At 59.1% G+C, this 22272-nt stretch carries 26 protein-coding genes; 15 read left to right on the forward strand and 11 right to left on the reverse strand.

The genetic code is table 11. From position 1 onward, the window contains the following. Positions 1-100 precede the first annotated feature (100 nt). Together ACYQ54_RS14020 and ACYQ54_RS14025 are read right to left on the reverse strand one after the other, a co-directional pair. Entirely contained in the window at positions 101-976 is an 876-nt protein-coding gene (locus tag ACYQ54_RS14020) for a methyltransferase (RefSeq protein ID WP_460083288.1), read from the reverse strand. 78 nt (positions 977-1054) lie between these two features. Beyond that, positions 1055-1813 carry an SOS response-associated peptidase gene (locus tag ACYQ54_RS14025; RefSeq protein ID WP_460083290.1) on the reverse strand — a complete coding sequence of 253 codons (759 nt, stop codon included), beginning with the start codon at positions 1811-1813 and terminating at the stop codon, positions 1055-1057. Between the two features lie 236 nt (positions 1814-2049). On the opposite strand from ACYQ54_RS14025, the gene ACYQ54_RS14030 reads away from it, so the two are divergent. From ACYQ54_RS14030 to ACYQ54_RS14045, 4 genes are all read left to right on the forward strand, one after another. Next, entirely contained in the window at positions 2050-2439 is a 390-nt protein-coding gene (locus ACYQ54_RS14030) for a hypothetical protein (protein WP_460083292.1), read from the forward strand. Positions 2440-2497: 58 nt separating this feature from the next. Beyond that, complete coding sequence (locus ACYQ54_RS14035) at positions 2498-2956, forward strand: NUDIX hydrolase (RefSeq protein WP_460083293.1); 459 nt, start codon at positions 2498-2500, stop codon at positions 2954-2956. A gap of 38 nt (positions 2957-2994) precedes the next feature. Further along, entirely contained in the window at positions 2995-3405 is a 411-nt protein-coding gene (locus ACYQ54_RS14040; RefSeq protein ID WP_460083295.1) for a TIGR02301 family protein, read from the forward strand. A 191-nt stretch (positions 3406-3596) separates the two neighbouring features. After that, the gene (locus ACYQ54_RS14045; protein ID WP_006933467.1) at positions 3597-3869 is read left to right on the forward strand and encodes a hypothetical protein; all 273 of its coding nucleotides are present in this window, start codon (positions 3597-3599) and stop codon (positions 3867-3869) included. A 57-nt stretch (positions 3870-3926) separates the two neighbouring features. Here ACYQ54_RS14045 and ACYQ54_RS14050 read toward each other — a convergent pair whose 3' ends face one another. Then, positions 3927-4580, reverse strand: coding sequence for a LysE family translocator (locus ACYQ54_RS14050; protein ID WP_460083296.1), 654 nt, complete (start codon positions 4578-4580; stop codon positions 3927-3929). 212 nt (positions 4581-4792) lie between these two features. Here ACYQ54_RS14050 and ACYQ54_RS14055 point away from each other — a divergent pair, with 212 nt between their 5' ends. Continuing rightward, the gene (locus ACYQ54_RS14055) at positions 4793-5482 is read left to right on the forward strand and encodes a hypothetical protein (protein WP_460083298.1); all 690 of its coding nucleotides are present in this window, start codon (positions 4793-4795) and stop codon (positions 5480-5482) included. A gap of 182 nt (positions 5483-5664) precedes the next feature. Beyond that, positions 5665-5877 (forward strand): hypothetical protein, encoded by a 213-nt coding sequence (locus ACYQ54_RS14060; RefSeq protein ID WP_460083300.1) that lies wholly within the window; start codon positions 5665-5667, stop codon positions 5875-5877. Between the two features lie 128 nt (positions 5878-6005). Here the strand turns inward: ACYQ54_RS14060 and ACYQ54_RS14065 are convergent, their stop codons facing one another. Beyond that, positions 6006-7811: a tetratricopeptide repeat protein gene (locus ACYQ54_RS14065; RefSeq protein WP_460083302.1), complete on the reverse strand. Its 1806-nt coding sequence runs from the start codon at positions 7809-7811 to the stop codon at positions 6006-6008. Between the two features lie 176 nt (positions 7812-7987). On the opposite strand from ACYQ54_RS14065, the gene ACYQ54_RS14070 reads away from it, so the two are divergent. The 6 genes from ACYQ54_RS14070 to ACYQ54_RS14095 all read left to right on the forward strand — a co-directional run bounded on the left by ACYQ54_RS14070 (position 7988) and on the right by ACYQ54_RS14095 (position 14795). Then, complete coding sequence (locus ACYQ54_RS14070) at positions 7988-8308, forward strand: hypothetical protein (RefSeq protein ID WP_460083304.1); 321 nt, start codon at positions 7988-7990, stop codon at positions 8306-8308. Positions 8309-8310: 2 nt separating this feature from the next. Then, on the forward strand, positions 8311-9957 hold the full coding sequence (locus ACYQ54_RS14075) for an arylsulfatase (RefSeq protein ID WP_460083306.1): 1647 nt from the start codon (positions 8311-8313) through the stop codon (positions 9955-9957). Between the two features lie 83 nt (positions 9958-10040). After that, the gene (locus ACYQ54_RS14080) at positions 10041-11039 is read left to right on the forward strand and encodes an HAD family hydrolase (protein WP_460083308.1); all 999 of its coding nucleotides are present in this window, start codon (positions 10041-10043) and stop codon (positions 11037-11039) included. A 47-nt stretch (positions 11040-11086) separates the two neighbouring features. Then, complete coding sequence (locus tag ACYQ54_RS14085; protein WP_460083310.1) at positions 11087-13042, forward strand: multiheme c-type cytochrome; 1956 nt, start codon at positions 11087-11089, stop codon at positions 13040-13042. Positions 13043-13182: 140 nt separating this feature from the next. Then, positions 13183-13974 (forward strand): transporter, encoded by a 792-nt coding sequence (locus tag ACYQ54_RS14090; RefSeq protein ID WP_460083311.1) that lies wholly within the window; start codon positions 13183-13185, stop codon positions 13972-13974. A gap of 20 nt (positions 13975-13994) precedes the next feature. Further along, positions 13995-14795 carry a hypothetical protein gene (locus ACYQ54_RS14095; RefSeq protein WP_460083313.1) on the forward strand — a complete coding sequence of 267 codons (801 nt, stop codon included), beginning with the start codon at positions 13995-13997 and terminating at the stop codon, positions 14793-14795. Between the two features lie 83 nt (positions 14796-14878). Here ACYQ54_RS14095 and ACYQ54_RS14100 read toward each other — a convergent pair whose 3' ends face one another. Then, a complete protein-coding gene (locus ACYQ54_RS14100) occupies positions 14879-15199 on the reverse strand; it encodes a DUF1330 domain-containing protein (RefSeq protein WP_460083314.1) in 321 nt (106 codons plus the stop codon). Between the two features lie 12 nt (positions 15200-15211). Further along, complete coding sequence (locus ACYQ54_RS14105) at positions 15212-15622, reverse strand: hypothetical protein (protein WP_460083316.1); 411 nt, start codon at positions 15620-15622, stop codon at positions 15212-15214. Between the two features lie 133 nt (positions 15623-15755). Between ACYQ54_RS14105 and ACYQ54_RS14110 the strand changes: the two genes are divergently transcribed. After that, positions 15756-16574: a helix-turn-helix domain-containing protein gene (locus ACYQ54_RS14110; protein ID WP_460083317.1), complete on the forward strand. Its 819-nt coding sequence runs from the start codon at positions 15756-15758 to the stop codon at positions 16572-16574. A 14-nt stretch (positions 16575-16588) separates the two neighbouring features. Here the strand turns inward: ACYQ54_RS14110 and ACYQ54_RS14115 are convergent, their stop codons facing one another. Further along, entirely contained in the window at positions 16589-17299 is a 711-nt protein-coding gene (locus ACYQ54_RS14115) for a helix-turn-helix transcriptional regulator (protein WP_460083319.1), read from the reverse strand. Positions 17300-17390: 91 nt separating this feature from the next. Here ACYQ54_RS14115 and ACYQ54_RS14120 point away from each other — a divergent pair, with 91 nt between their 5' ends. After that, a complete protein-coding gene (locus ACYQ54_RS14120) occupies positions 17391-18998 on the forward strand; it encodes an FAD-dependent monooxygenase (RefSeq protein ID WP_460083321.1) in 1608 nt (535 codons plus the stop codon). Continuing rightward, positions 18995-19228: a hypothetical protein gene (locus ACYQ54_RS14125; protein WP_460083323.1), complete on the forward strand. Its 234-nt coding sequence runs from the start codon at positions 18995-18997 to the stop codon at positions 19226-19228. Before ACYQ54_RS14120 ends, ACYQ54_RS14125 begins: the two co-directional genes overlap by 4 nt. Positions 19229-19278: 50 nt before the next feature. On the opposite strand, the gene ACYQ54_RS14130 is transcribed toward ACYQ54_RS14125, so the two are convergent. The 4 genes from ACYQ54_RS14130 to ACYQ54_RS14145 are packed head-to-tail and all read right to left on the reverse strand — an operon-like array spanning position 19279 to position 22270. Then, a complete protein-coding gene (locus ACYQ54_RS14130; RefSeq protein WP_330558947.1) occupies positions 19279-19629 on the reverse strand; it encodes a RidA family protein in 351 nt (116 codons plus the stop codon). Between the two features lie 36 nt (positions 19630-19665). Next, positions 19666-20766 carry an NAD(P)/FAD-dependent oxidoreductase gene (locus tag ACYQ54_RS14135; protein ID WP_460083324.1) on the reverse strand — a complete coding sequence of 367 codons (1101 nt, stop codon included), beginning with the start codon at positions 20764-20766 and terminating at the stop codon, positions 19666-19668. Continuing rightward, positions 20763-21785, reverse strand: a complete 1023-nt coding sequence (locus ACYQ54_RS14140; RefSeq protein WP_460083326.1) for a histone deacetylase family protein — start codon at positions 21783-21785, stop codon at positions 20763-20765. The genes ACYQ54_RS14135 and ACYQ54_RS14140 overlap by 4 nt, the downstream gene beginning before the upstream one ends. Then, entirely contained in the window at positions 21782-22270 is a 489-nt protein-coding gene (locus tag ACYQ54_RS14145) for an N-acetyltransferase family protein (protein ID WP_460083328.1), read from the reverse strand. The genes ACYQ54_RS14140 and ACYQ54_RS14145 overlap by 4 nt, the downstream gene beginning before the upstream one ends. Between the last annotated feature and the right edge of the window lie 2 nt (positions 22271-22272).

The raw sequence follows: 22272 nt of genomic DNA on the forward strand, positions 1-22272 counted from the left end.
CAGCATCATTCGGCCGTTCGATCGATTGCGATGGAACGGCCGTTGATCAGGGGCATATCGGCTGAGCGTCAGACAATTGATGCCTGTTGAGCGGATGGGCCTAGCGCAGCCGCGCGATCACCAGGTGTCCGGGTACGGGATCGCCCTCTTCCAGACGCACGACAATCGGATCCATGGCGAGAATGTTGAAACCGGCCGTAGCCAGGGAGGAGCGAATATAGCCTTCGCCCTGCGCAAAGCGGCTTTTCGGACCAACCATGAAAGAGCGGCCCTGGAGGATGTCTTCCGGCAAGGTTTCGGTCGAGAACGCCAGGTATCCGCCTGGGCTCAACCGGTCGACAGCACCCGCCAGAAACGGTTCGACAGCTCCCAGATAGGGAAAGACGTCGGTTGCCGCGATCATGTCCCAGCTTGGCCGTGAGCCGTCGTCTTCCTCGAAATCCTCAAGGAATGCGACTGCCTCGCCGACATACAGGTCGTCATAGACTTCACGATCATAGGCGAGTTCGACAATCCGTTCGGAGAGATCGACACCTGTCCGGTGGGTCGTGCAGTCGGCCAGAGCCATTCCGGTGAGACCGGTGCCACAGCCAAGGTCGAGCAGCCGCTCGAAAGGGCCGATCTCAAGCTTCTGGACCATGTCACGAACCAGCAAAGGCACGCAATAACCAAGCTCGTCGACCAGGATATCGTCGAACACATCAGCGTGTTGATCGAACAGGGTCGCGACGTAGGCGTCCGGCATTTTCCGAGGCGCAGCTTCCGCGCCGATAGCCGCAAGGCGGATGCTGACACCGCCCTGGTCGTCCGGGTCAAGCGCAAGGGCTTCGCGGTAGGCTTGTGCGGCGCCCTCAAGGTCGCCCGATTTCTGCAGGGCAAGACCGCGATTATAGGCTTCCGCCAATGCTTCGTTTTCCGGAGCGTCGTCGTCGAAGGTCTCGTCTAGCTCGAATTCAGGCGTGTCGTCGTTGCTCATTGTCTATCCCTGCGGCTGAGCCACTGCCCTACAGCCATGAGCGGACTTTTGCACGGCAAATCTGATGTCAGCGACGGATCAGAACAGATCAAGCTGATTTTTTTCAGACCGATTTTTCTCCGCCGCCGCGGGCTTGGCAACTTTCTTCAAGGGAACGGCCATTTCCTCCGGCGAGATCTCGCGCTGGACGTCTGCGTCGTCGTTCACGACCTTGTTGACGCGGTTCGAAACCGGCGTCGCGACCAGAAAATCGTCTTCGACCGGCTGAAGCAGCTTTTGTGCCTCTCGCCTGTCCACATTGGCAACATCCAGCCAGGTACCGAAATCTTCCTGCTTCAGGATCACCGGCATCCGGTGATGGATCGCCGACATCATCCGGTTGGACTGAATCGTGAGGATCGCTCCGGTGTCGATGTCACCTCCATCGGGATCCGACCAGGTTTCCCAAAGGCCGGCAAAGCCCATGATGTCGCCTTCCGCCGGGTGGATCCAGAAAGGCTGCTTGCCCTCCGGCGTGCGCCGCCACTCGTAAAATCCGGACGCTGGCACAAGGCACCTGTGATGGCGCATGGCGTTGCGGAACGAAGGTTTTTGCGACGCCGTTTCCGCCCTGGCATTGATCAACAGCGTGAAACTGGCCGGATCCTTGACCCAGGGCGGCATCAGTCCCCAGCGGACAAGGTGAAAGCGGCGCGTGCAATCAAGCGACTGACGCACGATGGCCAGCGGCTGGGTCGGCGCGATGTTGTATCGCGGCGGAAAATTGGGCTGGTCGACGTAGTCGAAGAAGCTGCGTACAGCATCCGGTGGTGTCGTGAGAGCCAGACGGCCGCACATCATTTTTCTCCCGTCAGGGGCCCGCAAACAGGGCAAACAGGTTCCGCCAAGTTAGGCAATTGGAAATAAAAAAGAAGTACCGTAGGACCCAAGTCAATAACAGGGGGACAGGTATGGAATGTTTGCATCCAGTTTTGGGCGCCGGGGAGCTGGCAGCCGAAAGGCTGGAACAGGCAAACATTAATCCCCACACTGGTTTGGCGACCGATTATCTCAATCATTTCAATGAAGTAATGATGCTTCTGGAAATGCTCCCGGATATGCCGGACTGCGCCGAAGACGTTCTGGAATGGGAGCCGCTCGACTATGAGGGCCATTTCGAGAACTCGACTTTCAAGGACAAGAACCTGGCCATCATGGCCTTCCACGCTGCTCCGGCTTACCTGCGCGAGCATCTGGAAAAACAGGTTTCGGGCATAAACAAGCTCGTCTGCGAGATTCAAAATCAGCTGCGCGAGACGCCGGATCCGGCGATGGTGGCAACGCAGATTGCCGACAAGGCGACGATTGAAATCAAGCCGCTGATCGCCGTCGCAGGCGCCGTCATTCACGGCCACGTGGAGCCCGAAGCGACCCAGCATGAAGGCGAAGGTGCCCAGGCAGAAATCGACGCCCTGTTCGCGTAGCCCCGGGCGGCTTATTCTTGCCGGCAGAATCAGTCGTCTCTCCGCCTGCTGAGGATCCATGTCCAGGTTTTATCCGGAAATGCCGCGTGCCAGTGTCAGTGTCCTGTGCCACCGCGACGGCCGCGCTCTTCTGGTCAAGCGCGGCAAGCCACCCTTCAAGGATCACTGGAGCCTGCCGGGCGGCGTGATCGAGCTTGGCGAAACTCTGCAGGAAGCAGCCACCCGCGAACTGCTTGAGGAAACCGGGGTCACCGCCGCAATCGGCGAGCCTGTCGAGACATTCGATTCCATCCAGCGCGACGAAGACGGCCGTGTTGTCACCCACTTCATCCTTACCGTATTTTGCGGCCCCTATGTTTCCGGCAACCCGGTTGCCGCTGACGATGCCGCCGCGCTCGACTGGGTCCGCCTGGAAGATCTCGACGACCTGCTGACCACACCAGGTACCCCAGAACGCATCCGCCGGCACCTTTCGGGAAACAACCAGGTCTCTAATCTTGGGATCAACCTGCCATAGTGCTTGCGGTGCCCGGCCGGGTTCAGCATGATCCGCTCATGATGAAACGCCGCATGCACGCTTTGTTGTTCCGGACCGCTGTTGTTCTGACTGTGGGGCTCATGTGTCCGGTTCAGGTTGCAACGGCACAGGAATCCGCGATCGACGCACCACCTTTCGAACAGCAACTCATGCGTCTGTCGGAGATCTTCGGAGCGCTGCACTTCTTGCGTCCGCTGTGCAAGGAGAACGACAATCCAAGCTGGCGCGACCGAATGGAAGATTTCCTCGACGCAGAAACGCTGGACGAGAATCGGCGACGCAGGTTCATCGAGCGATTTAACCAAGGTTATCGTGGTTTCTCAGTCGCTTACAGAGAGTGCACCGAGGCGGCTCGTCTCGCAATGGGACAGTACTTGAGCGAAGGTGAGGTCATTATCAGCGACGTCACCAGCCGCTATGGTCGTTAAATTCCGCAGAAATCTTCAAATCGTTACGAGTTGGTTAACCTTTTGAATCAAATTTGTGGGTGGCCGTTAAGTTTGCGTTCACGGTTACTTATCAGCGCGGTTCACCGTGCTAGGATCAATACTCAAGATTCGGGGCAGGAACACGTGGGGGTTGTCCCTCCTGCGTTCGGGAAGGACCGGTAAGGAAGCGAATGATAAACGACGATTACGCCGACGCGGCAATGGAAGCCGAATTTGCTGAAGACGAAGACATCAGACGTGCTGCACTCGGCTTCATTTCCGACGCCTGGGCCGAAGCCATCGCCAATGGTGTGGATGCGGACGCTGTCGCTCATGCGGCAATGTTCACCGCACTTGCGGACCTGGTTGCTGCCTATGGTGAAGATGCCGTGGCCAAATTGGCCGAAGGCCTGCCGGACCGCATCCTGCAGGGCGACTACACTGTGAACCGCGTTCTTCAGTAGATGTCACGGCACGCAATCTGAAAAGGCCGGGTCACCGGCCTTTTTGATTCCAGCCCTTTACACGATCAGCTCAACTCCGGCCGCTTCCAGCGCCAGCTTGAGATAAATCAGCGCGCCGAACACGACAAGCAGAAACCCGGCAATGTGGTTGGCACGGTCCAGCCAGAGATCGTCGATGCGCGATTTGAAGTGGGAGACGGAAGCCGACACCAGAACCCACCATGTGGTCGCACCTGCTGTCACCCCAGCGACCATAATCAATGCGCCTAAGTGATCATTGGTCGGCGGCCGGTAATCACCCAGCCCGCCGAATATCGCCACGAAAGCCAGCACCGCACCAGGATTGGTGATCGCCATGAAAAACGCCGCGGTCGCGTCGGCCCAAAACCCGTGAACCCTCGGATTGCCGTCTTTCGTCAGATGCGGATGCGTGTTCCAGATCTTGATGCCGAAAATGATCAGCAGGGCCCCGCCGACGACCTCGATGAGATCGAACTGTCCTTCGATGAAGTTGGTGACGGCCGAGATGCCGAAAATCGCCGCCGCTGCAAATATGGTATCTGCGACCACAGCGCCCAGCCCCACGAAAACCCCCTGGCGAAAGCCGCCGCGCACCGCGTGCTGAATGGCCATGATATTGACAGGTCCGACCGGGGCTGTTGTGAGAATGCCGACAAAAAATCCGATCAGCGCATATTCGAAAAACGACACGGCCGGTCCTTTTCTAGACCTGTGATATTACTTTTCAAGCGAACGGACCTCTCGATAGCGGCCCTGCGGCGTCGTGACAAGACAAGAGGAAATTCCGGTCCCGATGTTTTCAGTCTCGCACGAATTGTTTAAGGAATGGCGCGGGGCGATGCCTGCCTGTGCCGGTGTGGAACGACTGGGACAGGTCGGAGCGGAAAAATGAGGAACTTTCCATGAGTCGGATTTATCAGGCTGCGGTTCTGGCCGCCGGTCTGCTGGCAGGCACGGTTTTGGCGGCCCCTGGCATTGCCAAGACAGTTCAGGTCGAAACGATACCCGTTGCGCCTGCCGAGGCCGGAAATGCACCGGCGATCCCTGCAGAAGACCTCACCCCGCCCGAGGCCGGCGAACCGGCCGGCACCGGGGCAGCGGAAGCGCCTGCGCAAGAAGGAGCCGGATTGCCTCAAGTGCTCTACAGCACGTCCTACTTGCCGAAACCGGTCCAGCGCATGCAGGCCCAGCTGAAGGAAGCCGCGCTTTCTGGAAACATGGAACGGCTGCGCATGGTGTTCGAAAGCAACGAACTGCCGCCCACGGTCTCGTTCGGGCAGATCGACGACCCCATAGATTTTCTGAAGGAAAGCTCCGGCGATGGCGAGGGCTTCGAGATCCTAGCCATTCTCGCCGACATCATGGATGCAGGCTTCCTGCATGTCGATGAGGGAACGCCCCAGGAAATGTATATCTGGCCGTATTTTGCCCGCTATCCCTTACACGATCTGACACCCGACCAGAAGGTCGAAATGTTCAGGATTGTCACCGCAGGTGATTTTTCAGAAATGCAGGACTTTGGCGCCTGGACGTTTTACCGCGTCGGGATCGGTCCGGACGGTACGCTTCATTACTTCGTGGCCGGCGACTGATACAGGCGATCCTCCGGGTGCAAGGCGTCGGATAAAACAGATCTACAGATCGACGGAGCTATTGCGGCAAATGAAAAAATCGTGACAATCAATGCGAGCGCAAGAAATCTATTGCTCGAAATCCACGTGCTTGCGCCCCGCCTTCCAACTCCCGCCACCCGCGGCGCATGTGAGTGACCAAGATGATTGCAAGACTTTTTTCCAGTGCCTTTCTGATTTCTCTTCTGGCCCTTGGCGGCTGCCAATCCAGCAGCCAGTCCGGTGACGGCCTTGAAAACGGCAGCGCGGCCCCCCCGATCGGCGGCCTGAGTTCCGTAGACCAGGGTCCTGACGGTGATCCTGACGATTGCTCCGGCGCGATGTCCGAAGGCACTTCGATGACACCGGGCTGCTAAACCGGCGTCTGTGTGGTCAAGATCGGCTTTCCGGAAAGGCTTCTGGCAACAGAATAGCCGTTTCGGAAAGTCGTTGAGCCGCCTCCATGGCCGGCAAGCTCGTCAAAACATGAAAAAGTCACAGGAACTCAGTTTCTGGCCGGATCGGTCCAGCCGGCAGTCTTCAGCCCTTCCACAAGGGCGTTGACGATCTGATCACTGGCTTGGTGTGAACGCAGGAACCCGGCGGGGTTCTGCCCAAGTGCAGGAGATATTTCCATCATTCTCTTCACAGCTGCGCCGGCGGCTTCCTTGTTGCCAAGTTTCGATTGAGCAATTGCGACGAGGCACCAACTGACTCCGGATCCGTCGAGAACCCCCTTCTTCGCCGCCGTCAGCATCTCGGCGTAGTGGCCGTTCAGCAGGTGGTTTATGGCAATCAGATGGAAATACCAGCCGGGCGCGTTCCGCGTACGTTCGATCGCCTTTTCCAGATAGGGAATTCCTTCCTCGAATTTTCCCACGACGGCCAGCCGCCAGCCGAGCTGGGCCAATGTGTCCGGATCGTTGGGATTGAGATCCAAAGCCTTTTTGGCGAGCCTCTCCCCTTCCTCGATATTGCCCATGTAGTGATTGATTGACGAAAGTGCCTTGAGCGCCAGGATGTTGTTGGTGTCGAGGCTCACCGCATGCGAGGCTGAGTCCAGTGCACGGTCGAAGGCAAGTTCCTTGTTTCCGACTGCAGCAAGGCCAAAGCGTGCAGAATCCAGGTAGATCCAACCCAGCATAGCCCAGGCCTCAGCATATCCCGGATCACGCTTGACAGCGCGCTCCAGACACGCCTGGAGAGTTGCGTGCAGTTGTTTCGAAAAGTTCCTGCGGTAGACGTAACCGCGCAGCACGCATTCGAAACTGTCGCTGCTTGGTTCGGTTTCGTCGGGCAGGTTGCTCGCCAGTTCATTCCTGATGACACCATAGGGCTGGCCCACGATGGAGGCTATCTCGCCGGCGATCGTGTTCTCAATGTCCAGCAGGGACGACCGGCTGCGACTTCGATCGTAGCTACCTGACCAGAGCACCCGTTTGCTGGGCGTATGAACGAGTTTGACAAGGACGCGGATCAGATCATTTTCGGAGCCGACCGTGCCGGTAATAAGGAAGGCGACATCCTCCTGCCGGCCAATCTCGACAGGATCGTAGGTGTCGGACATCCCCCGTCCCGAGGGCGGCAGAAAGATCCGGAAGTCCGGAAACCGGCTCAGCGCGGCCATGATCTGATCCGAAATGCCTTGAGCCAGAATTTTCTGTTCGGGATCCGTCGAGTTCACCGTAAACGGCAATACCATTACGGAAGGCTTGGACATATCCAGCCTGTCACCGCGACCGGGCAGGACATGATTTGCAATCAGCACGCCGGTTGCTACCAGCGCGCAAAAGACCGCCACGAAAGCAATGGCCCAGGGCAGCCTGGCCGTATTGCCGGCCGGCCTGACTGCGGCGCTCCCCTTGCCGCTCCGATCAACTGCGCTTTCGGTCACCGAATGATCGGACAGTTCCTCCTGGAAGCCCAATTCTTCCCGTTTGTTGTGAAACTTCGGAGCGTATTGTCCCTTGGGAATGGAAATCCGGATGGGATTTTGCGCGCCTTCGGCAATGTAGTAGCTGTCCAGATCGTGACGGAGGCGGCGGGCCTCCAGACGGACAATCGGATCGGACTGCGGGTCGAAACTCTCGTCCCTGCCGAAAACCGCCAGACCGATGGCGTAGCCCTTCAACGTGTCTGCTCGTCCGGCCAGCGTTTCCTCGATCAGGAAGGTCAGCATGTCACGGCGTTTCGGCGTTGCATGAAAGTGGTCGCTGGCCAGAACGCGCGCTAGTTCCGCGCGGACATGCTCGGGACAGTCGAATTCCTGCCCCTGTAAGGTTGCAACTTTATGTTGGCTTCCCGACTGCATCGCCTCGCCTTGAAAAATCCGTCAAAAATTTAGTTTATCCGAACGTTCTCAAAGTGCCCCGGTTCTCTGGTTATAGCAATATTTGTACTCCCTTTTTGCGACTGGCACACGCTCCCAGACTCCTGTTCGTACCTGTTCATACCTTGTAAAAGCCCGGAGTCCCGTACGTAATCCAATTGGAATTTTCCAAGTCTTACCGACAACGGAGCAACGCCGTCATGCCGACAGCAGCTCTCATCATGCGTCGCTTCAACGTGGACGAACTCGCTGTCCGCCGCCTCTGCAACAATCACCCTGCCTTTGTGTCTCTTTGCGAGGACTACGCAACCGCTTGTTGCGCCCTTGATCGCTGGCAGGCTGATGCAGACAAGGCTGCCGACTATCGTGCCGTGATTGAAGAACTCGAACGGGAAATTTCAAGCTTCCTGACTGGAAGCGCACGTTACGACGGGCCTTCACAGGCCTCCTCAACAAATGGACCAAAAGGGAGCCATTAGAGATGTTGACCAGAATAGTGACCGGACTAGCGGTCGCGGGATTGGCCTGCACAGCACTGTCAGGAATATCCTTCGCTCAAGAAGCGAAAAAACCCAATATTCTCTTCATTGTGTCGGACGACACCGGATACGGCGATACGGGTCCGTATCTGGGAGGCGAAGCCCGTGGCATGCCCACGCCGAACATCGACAAACTGGCCGATGACGGCATGATGTTTACCCATTTCTATGCCCAGCCAAGCTGTACGCCAGGCCGCGCTGCCATGCAGACAGGCCGCATTCCCAACCGGTCAGGCATGACCACGGTGGCTTTCCAGGGTCAGGGCGGCGGGCTTCCGGCTGCAGAGTGGACACTGGCGTCCGTTCTCAAGACCGGTGGCTACGACACCTATTTCACCGGCAAATGGCACCTGGGTGAAGACGATTACGCGCTTCCCAACGCCCAGGGCTACGACGTGATGAAATATGTCGGCCTTTATCACCTCAATGCGTACACCTATGCCGATCCAACCTGGTTCCCGGACATGCCGGAAGACCTGCGCGATATGTTCAAGAAGGTCACCAAGGGATCGCTTTCGGGCAAGGCCGGCGAAAAGGCGGCGGAAGACTTCAAGATCAACGGCCAATATGTCGACACGCCAGACAAGGGCGTCGTCGGCATTCCCTTCTTTGACGGCTATGTCGAAAAAGCCGGGCTCGAATTCCTGGAGGAAGCTGCCAAGAAGCCGGATACGCCGTTCTTCATCAACGTCAACTTCATGAAGGTGCACCAGCCCAACATGCCCGCACCCGATTTTGAAGGAAAATCGATTTCCAAGACCAAATATGCCGATTCCGTCGTCGAACTCGACGCGCGTATCGGCAATCTGGTCAAGAAACTCGACGACCTTAACCTGGCGGACAACACGATTGTCTTCTGGACGACTGACAACGGCGCCTGGCAGGACGTCTATCCTGATGCCGGTTACACGCCATTCCGCGGTACCAAGGGCACCGTGCGTGAAGGCGGCAACCGCGTTCCGGCAATCGTTCGCTGGCCGGGCCATGTCAAACCGGACACGAAGAGTGCCGCCGTAGTCGGTGGTCTCGACCTGATGGCGACCTTTGCCTCCGTTGCAGGCATCACTCTGCCGACCGAAGACCGCGAAGGCAAACCAATCATCTTCGACAGCTACGACATGACACCTGTCTGGGAAGGCACGGGAGACTCCGGCCGCAAAGCCTGGTTCTATTTCACCGAAAACGAACTTTCCCCGGGAGCAGCCCGTGTCGGCAACTACAAGGCAGTGTTCAACCTGCGCGGCGATGACGGCGCATCAACCGGCGGCCTGGCCGTGGATACCAACCTTGGCTGGAAAGGGGCGGAAAGCTACGTTGCAACTGTCCCGCAGATCTTCAATCTGCTTGCCGATCCGCAGGAACGCTACGACATGTTCATGAACAACTTCACCGAACGCACCTGGTACCTGCCAGTGATCAATGAGGAAGTGAAAAAACTCGTTGAATCCTACGTCAAGTATCCGCCGCGGAAGCTGCAGAGTGAAGTTTATACAGGGCCGATTACTTTGACTCAGTATCAACGCTTCAAGTACGTTCAGGATGCCCTTGCCAAGGACGGCTTCTCGATCGGTCTGCCGACCGGCAACTGATACGTAATGGATGAAGAGTGCTCGCCCCGCGCGAAATCGGGGCGGGCATCTACCAAAAATCGCCAAACTAGAAGGTGTCTGCCATGAAGGCCAAATCCCTTTTCAGTGCATTGCTTTCCTGCCTGGTGGCGGTCAGCTTCTGGGCGGCGGACGCCCTTGCCCAGACCGATCCGCTGCCCTCCTGGAACGACGGAGCGAACAAGCAGGCGATCGTCGAGTTCGTTGAAGCTGTTACAGCGGAAGGCGGTCCGGAGTTCGTGGCGCCGGGAGACCGGATCGCAACCTTCGACAATGACGGCACCTTGTGGGTGGAACATCCCTTTTACACCCAGCTTGCGTTCGCGCTCGACCGGGTGAAGGCCATGGCGCCCGACCACCCCGAATGGAAGACGACCCAACCGTTTCAGGCCGTTCTGGAAAATGACATGGAAGCGCTCGGCAAAGCCGGTGAAAAGGGATTGATGGAGATTGTCGCTGCGACCCATGCCGGCATGAGCACGGACGCATTCGAAAAGATCGTCACCGACTGGATCGCGACTGCCAAACACCCGAAATTCGACAAGCCCTATACCGAACTTGTCTATCAACCGATGCTGGAACTGCTCGCCTATCTGCGCGCCAACGACTTCAAGACCTACATCGTTTCTGGTGGTGGCATCGAATTCATGCGTCCCTGGACAGAAAAGATCTACGGGATACCGCCCGAGCAAGTGGTCGGATCGTCAATTGTCACCGAGTACAAGGTCATCGACGGCGTTCCCAGCCTGATGCGGACACCCAAGATTGCCTTTGTCGACGACAAGGTTGGCAAGCCCGTCGGGATCCTGACCCATATCGGCAAGCGCCCGCTAGCGGCGTTCGGCAATTCAGACGGTGACTTTCAGATGCTGCAATATACGACCGCAGGGTCGGGCAAGCGCCTCGGCATGTTCGTCCATCACGACGATGCCGACAGGGAATATGCCTATGATCGCGATACCCATTTCGGCACGTTGGACAAGGGCCTGGACGACGCCTCGAAAGAAGGCTGGCACATCATCAGCATGAAAGACGACTGGAAGCAGATCTTTCCGAACCAATAATATCACTGCATGCTGCCCCATCGGCCAAGCCAATCGGAAAGAGATAAATGCTGCTGTTCAGACACCTGTTCGTCATTTTCACAAGTGCCTGGACATGCCTTGCATTCGCAAATGAAGCCAGATCGCAAGAGGTTCCCGATTATGTCGGGACGCAAGCCTGTGCCGGATGTCATGAGGCAGAAACCAGGGCATGGCGTCTTTCCGACCATGCACATGCCTGGATGGAGCCCGGACCGGAGACCGTCGACGCGGATTTCAACGATACGAAATTCACCCACAAGGGCCGCACCAGCCGCTTTTTCACGAAGGACGGCGACTTTTTCATCGAAACTACGGATGTTCCGGGTAAAACGCAGACCTTCAAGGTGATCGGTGTCGACGGTATCGCACCCCTTCAGCAGTATCTGGTCGAAACGGAACCGGGCCGGGTTCAATCCTTCGATGTGGTGTGGGACCAGCAGAAGAAGCGCTGGTATCACCTCTATGGCGATGACGCTCCCCCTCCTGATGACGGTCTGCACTGGACCGGTCCTTACAAGAACTGGAACGCCCGCTGCGCCGAGTGCCACGCCACCGGCTTTGAAAAGAACTACGACCCCGGCACCAGAACCTATTCCAGCATGCAGGCGGAAATCGGGGTCGGCTGTGAAGCCTGTCACGGGCCGGGCGCGGCCCATCTGGCCTGGGCAAAAGACGCTGACGCCTACGCCGAAAGCCCCTTTCCCGGAACCGGCCCGTCCGGTCTTTTGCCGGTTTTTGAAAAAGGCCGGCCGGAAGCGGAAATCCAGCAATGTGCAGGCTGTCATTCCCGGCGCGAAGCCTTTGAGGATGGCAACCCGGTTCCCGGGACACCCTTCCTTGATGCCTTCCGCCTGTCGCCACTCCGGGCAGGCCTTTACCATGCCGACGGTCAGATCCTTGACGAGGTCTATGTCTACGGCTCGTTTCTTCAGTCAAAGATGTACGCCAAGGGCGTCGGCTGCAGCAATTGTCACGAACCGCACAGCGGTGCGCTACGTGCGGAAGGGAACGCCGTTTGCACCCAGTGTCACAGCGCTGCAGGCAACGAGGCGTTCCCATCTCTGACCGCAAAGCTTTACGACGACCCTTCGCATCATTTCCACCAGCCGGATACGCCGGCTGCCGAGTGCAAATCCTGCCACATGATCGAGCGCGTCTACATGGGCACCGATGGCAGAAGGGATCATTCCTTCCGTGTTCCGCGGCCGGATCTTTCGGAAAAGCTCGGAACGCCGAACGCCTGCAGCGACTGCCACGATGACAAGTCGGCTGCCTGGGCGGCCGAAGAACTTGAAAAACGGTTTCCGGACAGCCGTCACCGCGGCCCGCATTTCGCGGAGGTCTTTTCAACCGCTCGGCAGGACCCGGGCGTAAACGCCACGGACCTTCTGGCAGTCGCCCGCCAGAGCAGCTACCCGGGTATCGTGCGGGCAAGCGCGCTGGACCTGCTGCTGCCTGTCGCAACACCGGAGATCGCCGAGGCCGTCACCGACCTTATTTCCGATCCAGACCCCATGGTTCGCGCCGGGGCGCTGTCGCTGCAGCAACAGGTTCCGCCAACCCAGCGGCTTCCTCGGATCATCCCCGCCTTGAGCGATCCGGTAAAATCCGTTCGGATTGCCGCGGCCCGCCTCATGATCGGCGCCCCGATCGCCCACATGCCAGGCAAAATGGCCGACGCGGCTTCCCGTGCCACCACTGAATGGCAGCAGTCGCTCGCGAACAAGGCGGACTTTCCGGAAACCCAGCTTGTGCTTGGCGGTACGGCTCTTGTCCTTCGCAATATCCCGGCAGCCATAGCCGCGTTCGAGGAAGTGACTCGACTGGACCCGCAAATGATCAATGCATGGGAGATGCAGGTACGCATCAAGATGGCGATCGGCGACATGGCCGGTGCGCAGTTCAGTTTGCAGAAAGCTCTGGTCGCCAATCCCTCGGATCCGACGCTGCAATCCTACAAACAACAGCTTTCACAGCAGTAGGCAGGAAAACCGTGTTACACTTCTGATTGCTTTTTTTCAAAACACATCCGAGGCCTCAAGACGACGCCTCCGGGTACCATCAGTGATTAGGGCATCAGCGAAAGCTGCAGGTTGTCCCTCGGCATGGAAGGTTATGTGGCATGAAGCAGTTTTTTGCCTGGAGTATCCTGGCGCTTGTTTTCCAGATGACACCCGCAGGTGCACAGGATGCCGACCTGGCCAAGAAGCTTTCCAACCCGGTGGCTTCGCTAATCAGCGTTCCGTTTCAGTGGAACTACGATCACGGATTTGGCCCGTCGGACGGCGACAAGGTCACGCTGAACATTCAGCCGGTTATTCCGATTTCACTCAACGAGCACTGGAATCTGATCTCGCGGACGATCGTGCCCGTGGTCTGGCAGGACGACATCGCCGGCAATTCAGGCACGCAGTTCGGTCTCAGCGATACCACGCAGAGCTTATTCTTTTCCCCCAAGGAACCGACTGCCGGCGGAATCATCTGGGGCGTCGGCCCGGTGCTGTTGCTGCCTACCGGAACCCAGGATCTTCTGAGCACCCGCAAGTGGGGTGCCGGACCGACGGGCGTTGTGCTGCGCCAGTCCGGGCCGTGGACCTACGGCGGGCTTGCCAACCATGTCTGGTCCTATGCAGGTGACGACAACCGCGGCGATGTCAACTCGACCTTCCTGCAGCCCTTCCTGTCCTACACGACCACCGATGCCTGGACGTTCACGCTGAACTCGGAATCCACCTACGACTGGACCTCGAACGAATGGTCGGTTCCAATCAATGCGATGGTTGCCAAACTGGTGACGATAGACAAACAGCCTATCAGTATTCAGGCTGGAGTGCGGTATTATGCGGCAAGTTCGGACAACGGTCCGGAAGGCTTTGGCGCGCGGGCTGCCGTGACGTTTCTTTTCCCGAAATAGGGCCACGGGGTGGGGGAATGATGATTAAAGGTACACACTTACTGATTTTCGCCTGTCTCCTGACAGGGGGAGCGCAGGCTGCCGATCTACCACAAGCCCCTGCACCGGTTGAGACACCGGATGTGCGTGTCGAGCGAACGTGGAAATTCATTGTCGCGCCATACCTGCTTGCTCCCACCATTCAGGGCAACAGCCGCGTCGGCAGATTGCCAAACACGTCACTGGACGTGTCGCCAGGAACCATTTTCGAGAACCTGCAATTCGGTGCGATGGGGCATGTCGAGGCGCTTTACGACAATCGTTTCGGCGCATCGCTGGACACGGCCTATATGGACCTGGGCAAGGGCCGCAGCTTCCCCCGCGTCGGCGGCACCATCGACGCGGGCGTCAAGCAATTGGTGACCGAAGCCTTCTTCGGCTACCGCTTCTGGCATCAGGACAAGAACTGGGCCGAGGCCTATGCCGGGGGCCGCTGGTGGTACAACCAACTCAAGGTCAGCGCCAACACGCCGGCCAACACCTTCACCCGGACAGTAACCGAACAGTGGATCGACCCGGTAATCGGTGTCCGTGGGCAGGTTTTCGTCGCGCCGAAATGGTCACTTTTCGGTAGCGGTAATGTCGGTGGCTTCGGTCTTGTGTCGGAGTTTACCTGGGGCCTTCAGGGCGGTGTCGGCTACCACTTCAACGAACGTGTCGCTCTGCATCTGCAGTACAAGGCGATCGGCGTCGACTACGACAACGGCAAGTCCGGACAATCCGCCTTCACCTACGACACGGTCACGCACGGCCCGTTGATGGGCGTTGCCATCAGCTTCTAGACTTATGGCAGGGATTTCAAAGCGAAAGGCCGCTCCGCTGAAACGGATCGGCCTTTTTTGAGCGCGAATTGAGTGTCGCGAGATCACAGCAGCACATCCGTTGCCTTGTGGTCTGCATCTACCCCTTCGATGAGGAACACCTCCCCAACCGCCTTGTTCAGGCGCAGCGGCAGGATTTTCCGGTAGGCTGGCGATGCGTACCAGGCCTCCGCACGTCCCCGGTCAGGGAAGGCAATCACGATGAGATCACCCTGAAACGTGCCTTCCAGCTGACATTTCTCACCGCCATGGACGATGAAACGTCCGTCAAACGGTGCCAGCGTTGCGTCGATCCCTTCCAGATAGGCCACGATGTCGGGCCCCATTTCGATTTCGCGCAGATGGCCGATGGCGTAACAGGTCATGGTCCGGCCTCTTCAAGCAAGCGGTTGCGCAATGACGGGCTGCGGCCTTGCAGCTTTCCACTCCAGCCAGGTGAAGCAGAGCACGACGACGGCCTGCGCCAACAGGAACGCCCAGCCCAGAACATTGGGCGCAAACAGGCCCGTCAACGGCAGCAGCAAACTGGCCAGCACCCAAAGAAGATTGCCGGCAACTACCAGGCTTGACGCCCAGACAGGCACCTGACCGGCAAAAGCGAATACTCCCATGAAAACCGCTACCGGAAACAAGGCCAGACCTGCCCAGAACAGGAGCACGCCTGGAAGTGCCGTCAATCCGGCGATCCATCCGGATGCGCCGACCAGCAGGACACCCATCACCGCACAGGTGAGCGCGTCAAACCTCAGAACCACCTGTAACGGAACACCTGAATTCGATTTGGTCATCATCTGTCTCCAATCCTGAAGCCCACCCGCACGCTGCAAGTGGCGATGACAAGAGGATTGCCAATCGATGTTCTGAAGTCGATTACTTCGCAGGTAATTGAATCTTCGAAACTGCACCGGCAAGGTAATGCTCATGAAACGAACAGCGGAAACGGCGGGTGACCTGCTGCGCCAGTGGCGACAACACCGGCGAATGAGCCAGCTTGCACTGGCCAGTGAAGCGGATATCTCTCAGCGCCACCTGAGTTTTCTGGAATCGGGCAGGTCTCGTCCAAGCCGGGACATGGTGATGCATCTTGCGGAACAGCTGGATGTCCCCTTGCGTGAACGCAATGCCATTCTTGTTGCGGCAGGCCATGCCCCGCAATATCCGCAGCACGGGCTGGATGAGCCTGAACTTGCCGCGGCAACCGCTGTTGTCCGGCAGATCCTCGACGGACATTTGCCCCACCCTGCCCTTGCCGTGAACCGGCATTGGGAGCTGCAGGCCGCCAATCAGGCGATCTTTGCCTTGCTGGACGGCGTCGCGCCGCACCTGCTGGAAGCACCGGTAAATGTGCTTCGCCTCAGCCTGCACCCAGATGGCCTGGCCCCGCGCATCCTCAACCTCGGTGAATGGCACGCCCATATTCTTGCACGCCTCGCACATGAGGTAGATCAGTCCGCCGACCCGAAGCTTGCCGCGCTCAGGGAGGAACTCGCCGAAATGGCTCCGGAGCGGTCGCGCAAATCACGGACCGAGGTACCGTCACAGAAGGGACGCATCGCCGTTCCGCTTTATCTGCAAGGCCCCAACGGAACCTTGAGCTTCCTGAGCACCACGACGGTGTTCGGCACGGCCGTGGATGTCACCTTGTCCGAAATCGCCATCGAGGCGTTCTTTCCCGCGGACGAAGAAACGGCAAGACAGATGAATGCCTTGAGCGCAGGAAGTGCGGGCGGCCGTTCTTGAGCCGCATGACGCGATTACTTCCCGCAGATTGCAAAGAGCCCCGCTCTGGAGGTAACGCCAAGCTTGGCGTAGGCGCGTTTGCGGTAGGTGATCACCGTCGAGGGAGCGACGTCGAGATCCGCCGCAATCGCCTCCGCCTTGCGTCCGGACAGGATGCCCAGACACACCGAACGCTCCCGATCGCTGAGCGCTGCCAGAGGCGGTGGCACGTCCGTGTCCGAAGCCTTTTCGAAATGCATTAGAGCCAGACGTCCGGCGAGGCGTGCCAGATCCGGGTCGCACAAGGGCGCTGTCGCGTCACCTTGATACAAGCTGACGAAGAGCCTCAGCCGTTCACCGACCGCCAGCAGTGTCGTCTTTGCCAGCATGCCGGGATTTTCGAAAAAAAGCCTCCGATAATCCGCACTCATCCGCCCTTCGATCTCGTCCAGCCGGCTCAATGTCACCGATTGAGGCGGTGCGGCCATCAGGTCGGGCAACAGCGGGTCCTTGAGAAACCAGCCGTCGAGGTAGGTTTCGGCGAGTTTACCGGCCAAGGCGGAGCGGCTGAAGTGCCACGACAGCAGACAGCGCGCCTGGGTCTTGTCGATGGCAAACACCATGATCTGGTCGACGCCGAGCGTTTCTACGTAAGCAACGAAAGCCTGCGCGAATCGATCCGTACCCAGATCCGCAAGGCAGGCTTCAATGTGGCTGGCAGTCTTGATGCTGTCCGAAGTGCTCATGTAACGCTGATAGCATGTCCTCCCCAAAAGGGGACAGACGCGGTGCGGCCAACCTCCTAGACTTCCCGTGACGATCAGGGAGGATACTCAGATGCGGCCAGCCGGACGTGCCGAAACGGACTCGCTCTATTTCACCTATCCGCATTTCGAAGCGCCTTCGAACCGCACCCATCTGAGCCAGCCTGTGCGCGTCGCCATCGCAGGTGCGGGCCCGGTGGGCATGACTGCCGCGCTGGCATTGGCCCGGGAGGGGATACCGTCGGTCCTCATCGATGCAAAGTCGACCTTCAACGACGGCAGCCGCGCGATCTGCATCGCCCGGCAGAGCTTTCACATCCTGGACCAGCTTGGAGCGGTCGCGCCCTTTCTCGAAAAATCACTCGGCTGGACCACGGGCCGCAGCTTCTATCGCGGCCGGCAGATCCTGGAATTCGAGATGCCGGACAGTCCGCGCGAGAAGTACCGGCCGATGTATAACCTCCAGCAGCAATACATCGAGCAGTTCCTGTGGGATGCGATCGCGCGGGAGCCGCTGATCGAAACGAGATGGCAAAGCCGCGTTTCGGACCTCGAAGATCAGGACCAGGGCGTCCGTCTGACGATCGAGGATCCTCTTGGCAGCTACCAGTTGAGTTGCGACTGGGTGCTTGCGGCGGATGGTGCGCGCAGCACCATCAGAGGGCTGCGCGGCCTGCGCCTCAAGGGCGAGAATTTCGAAGGTCGCTACGTGATTGCCGACGTCCGGATGGAGCACGATTACCCGACGATCCGCCGGGCCCTGTTCGATCCCGACTGCCGGCGTGGTGGAACGATCCTGGTTCACAAGCAGCCCGACAACATCTGGCGCATCGACTATCAGCTAAGCGATGGCGAGGACGAAGCCGAGGCTGTCCGCGAGGACACCGTGCGGGCCTCGGTTGCCGCAGTTCTGGCGGACATCGGTTATGCCGGTGACTGGGACCTGGAATGGTGGAGCATCTATTCGGCCAACACCCTGGCACTGGACGACTACCGAGACGGCCGGGTGTTCTTCATCGGCGACAGCGCGCATATCGTGCCAATCTTCGGCGTGCGCGGCCTCAACAACGGTCTTGCCGATGCGCATAACATCGCCTGGAAGCTGGCCTGGGTGCTGAAGGGCCAGGCAGGTTCTGATCTGCTGGACAGCTATACGCCCGAGCGGCGCGGCGCGACGCTGGACGTCTTCGTGAACGCGTCCAAATCCGCCCGGTTCATGACACCGCCGACAACAGGCTGGCAATTGATGCGCGACGCCGCGCTCAATCTTTCACTCAGCCACCCCTTCGCAGGAGAACTCGCCAACCCAAGGCAGATGACTCCCTACACCTATGCGCACAGCCCAGTGGTTTGCCCGGACGATCCCGGCTTTGACGGAGGCCCCAAACCCGGTGCGGTGGTGCCGGATGCAAGGGTCGGTGACGAGTTTCTGTCCGACAGGCTCGCAAGTGGTTTCTCGCTGATCACTTTCGATGCGGGGCTGGCAGACCAGGTTGTCGGGCCTGGTCTCACACCGATTGTCCTGCAGACGGGCTCTGAAGCGGCGGAAGTGCTCGCGGCTTCCACAGGCAGTGCCTATCTCGTCCGGCCGGACATGCATATTGCTGCACGCTGGAAGGCCGCTTCGCCGGATGCCATCCGTCAGGCTCTCGAGCGTGCAACAGCCGGAGGACAATCATGACGCCTGCCGATCTCGAAACCGTTTATGAAGCCCTGGCCGAGCAACTGGATGCGGTGGATGCCGAAACGCGTGAGCTTTACCTTGCCAAGCTCGCCTTGCTGCTGGCTCACGAGATCACCGATGCGAAGAAAGTTCTGCAGCAGATCGCGGACGCTGCCGAAAATCTTGAGGAGTTACGTCCGCGCAATCAGTCCGTCATCCCGGACACAGTAAAGCGAGAGCCGGGATGACATTGGTTAGGTCAGGCCGGCCCTGCAATTGCGAACCCGCCGAGGCCTCTTCAGGCAAGCGCCGCGATGACGATGATCTCGACCTTGTATTCCGGTGCGGCCAGCTTGGCTTCACCAGTTGCCCGTGCCGGTGGATTGGCCGGATCCACCCAGGCGTCCCAGACCTTGTTCATCTCGGCAAAATCCTTCATGTCGTCCATCCAGATAGTGGTCTGAAGGATGCGGCTCTTGTCGCTTCCGGCCTGCGCCAGAAGGGCGTCGATGCGCTCCAGGATGGTCTGGGTCTGGTTGGTGACAGTATCGCCCGGATTGCCGACCTGGCCGGCAAGATAGACGAGACCGCCGTGGATAACTGCCTGGCTCATGCGCGGGCCAACTTCCAGCCGTTTGATGTCGGACATGATTGAATTCCTTCTAGTCTTGAAAGAGACACCCGGTCAGAACAGACGGGCGGGATCGAGAGCGGTCACTACCGTTTCGGGCAGCTCGCTCGGACGCTTGAGACAAAGATCCGCTACGAGCCGGGAGAGAGCCGGCGCTGTTTGTACGCCGTAGCCACCCTGACCGGCAAGCCAGAAAAACCCTTCCGCATCCGGTGCGAACCCGACCACGGGCGTGCGATCAGCCACAAAGCTGCGCAAGCCCGCCCAGTTCCGCTCCACGCGTGTGATGGGCATGGTTACGGCCTGTTCGAACCGGTGCAGACCTTCGGCCAGAACCATGTCGTCGGCCCAGGCGTCATGCGGTTCGACAGGGTCCTCATCGGCGGGCGAGACCATGAATTTGCCGGCATCCGGTTTGGCATACCATTGCTCGGACGCACTGGCGACAAGCGGCCATTTCGTGACATCGACGCCGTCCGGTGGCGGCACGATAGCGGCCGAGCGGCGCATGGGCACGAGGCCGACCTTGCGGACACCCGCCAGACCGGCGATCTGATCCGCCCAGGCTCCGGCGGCATTGATGAGAACCGGAGCCTCGAACGCGCCCATGGGCGTCTCGACACGCCACAGACCTCCGCTCCTGAGAATGCGCTGTGCCGGAGCTTCGGTGACGAACCGCGCCCCAGCCTTGCGCGCAAGCCGGGCAAAGCCCTGCAACAGCCGGTCGACGTCGATATCCTGTGCATCCCGTTCAATGGCAGCGGCAGCAATCGTTTCCTTGCGAAGCAGGGGAAACAAGGCGACAGCTTCGTCAGCCGTCAGCACCTCCATGCCGTCGGCACCGTCCAGGTAGGCCTGGAAGGCGTCCAGTTCGTCCTCGGTCGCAATGAGCATTTCACCCCGGGGCGACAGCAGGCTTTCTTCGCAAATCCCTTCCGGATTTTTCAGAACCGGTTCGGAAGCGGCATTCAATGCCCGCAACGTGGCATTCCCGTAATTGCGGATGAAGATGGCGGCGGAGCGGCCGGTCGCATGACGGCCAAGCGCATCTTCCATTTCCAGCACCGTGACCTTTGCCTCCGGTGCAAGCCGCGCTGCGGCCCCGGTGCCGGCGATGCCGCCACCGATGATCAGAAAGTCCGATGATTCAATCATGCGTCCTGGAAGCCTGTCAGAAAACTGGTGAGGTTCTGGCCCAATTCTTCCGAAAGATAGCCACCCTCCTGCACGAACAGCACCGGCAGGCCGAGCTTCGCAATGGCGGCACCGATCCGTCCGAACCCGGCCGTGGTGATGGCGAGACCCTTGAGGGGATCTTTTTCATATGCATCGAGACCCAGTGCAACAACAAGAATGTCGACACCAAATGCCCGTATGTGATCAAATGCCGTTTCCAGGGTTTTCAGATAGTCCTCATCTCCCGTGCCGCGCACCAGGGGCAGGTTGAGATTGCAGCCTCGTCCTTCCCCTTCTCCGCGCTCGTGGCCGTGTCCCCAGAAGAACGGATAGAAACGCACCGGATCGGCATGCAACGAAACGGTGAGCACATCACCGCGCTCATAGAAGATGCCTTGCGTGCCGTTGCCGTGGTGCACGTCGATATCGAGGATCGCCGGCCGCTTGCCCGCCTTCAAAAGCCTTTCGGCGGCAATTCCGGAGTTGTTCAAAAAGCAGAACCCCCCTGCCAGATCGGCAAAGGCGTGGTGCCCTGGCGGGCGTGACAGCACATAGGCGGCCTGTTCACCGGCCACCATCAAGTCCGCGCCCTGAACCGCGCTCTGGGCGGACCAATAGGCCGCTTCCCAGGTGCCGGCGGCGATGGGGCAACTGGTATCGGCCTGGTGGAAACCTGCCTGACCAACCGCCGAGCGCGGATAGCTTGCCGTGCGCCGGTCCGGATGAATGTTCGGAATGACCTCGTCGGATGCTCCCTCGATCCGGCTCCAGCGTTCATGGATCGTTTGCAGAAACACCAGGTATTCAGCCGAATGAAGCGCCGCAATCGGTCCAAGGCCGTGATCGTCAGGCGCTTCGAAACGGCAGCCGGCTGCCTTGGCACCTGCTGTCAGGACCTCGATGCGTTTCGGCTGTTCCGGATTGGCCAGCCTGGTTCCGTTTGCCATGAAATGCTTGGGGTCATGCACCCATTGGCGGTCGTCGAAAATGGCTCTCATGAGCGGTCCCTCAGTTTGGTCAGGGCAGGTCCACGCAGATCGAAGACGGTTTCGTTTGTCCGGGGCTGGAAGCCGAGGCGTTCATAGAAGCGGCGAGCATCCGGATTGTCGTGATAAACGGCGAGCTTCAGAAACACCGGGGTCCAGCTTTCGGGGGCAAGGTCAAGGCTGGCAGCAAGCAGGCGCTGGCCCAGCCCTTCCCCGCGCGCTTCTCCATCCACCCAGAGATCCGAGACGTAAAGGCCGGTTCCGCCGCGCGTCGTTGAAAAGACCGGTGAGGCCTGCAATACGCCGAGTGTTCGATCGTCAGAGTTCCGGATTGCCAGCAGTGCGAAGAAGGCTGGCGCTTCCATGAAACCATGGTGGATGACGTCATCGAGACCTGCAACATGGGTGTCTGCCATATCAGCGGAAAGCTGGAGCAGCGCTGTGTGGAGCCTTTCGGCGTCAGCCCGTTCTGCCCGCCTGATCGTTATGCCGCTCATGA

This window comes from Roseibium sp. LAB1 (assembly GCF_054658235.1).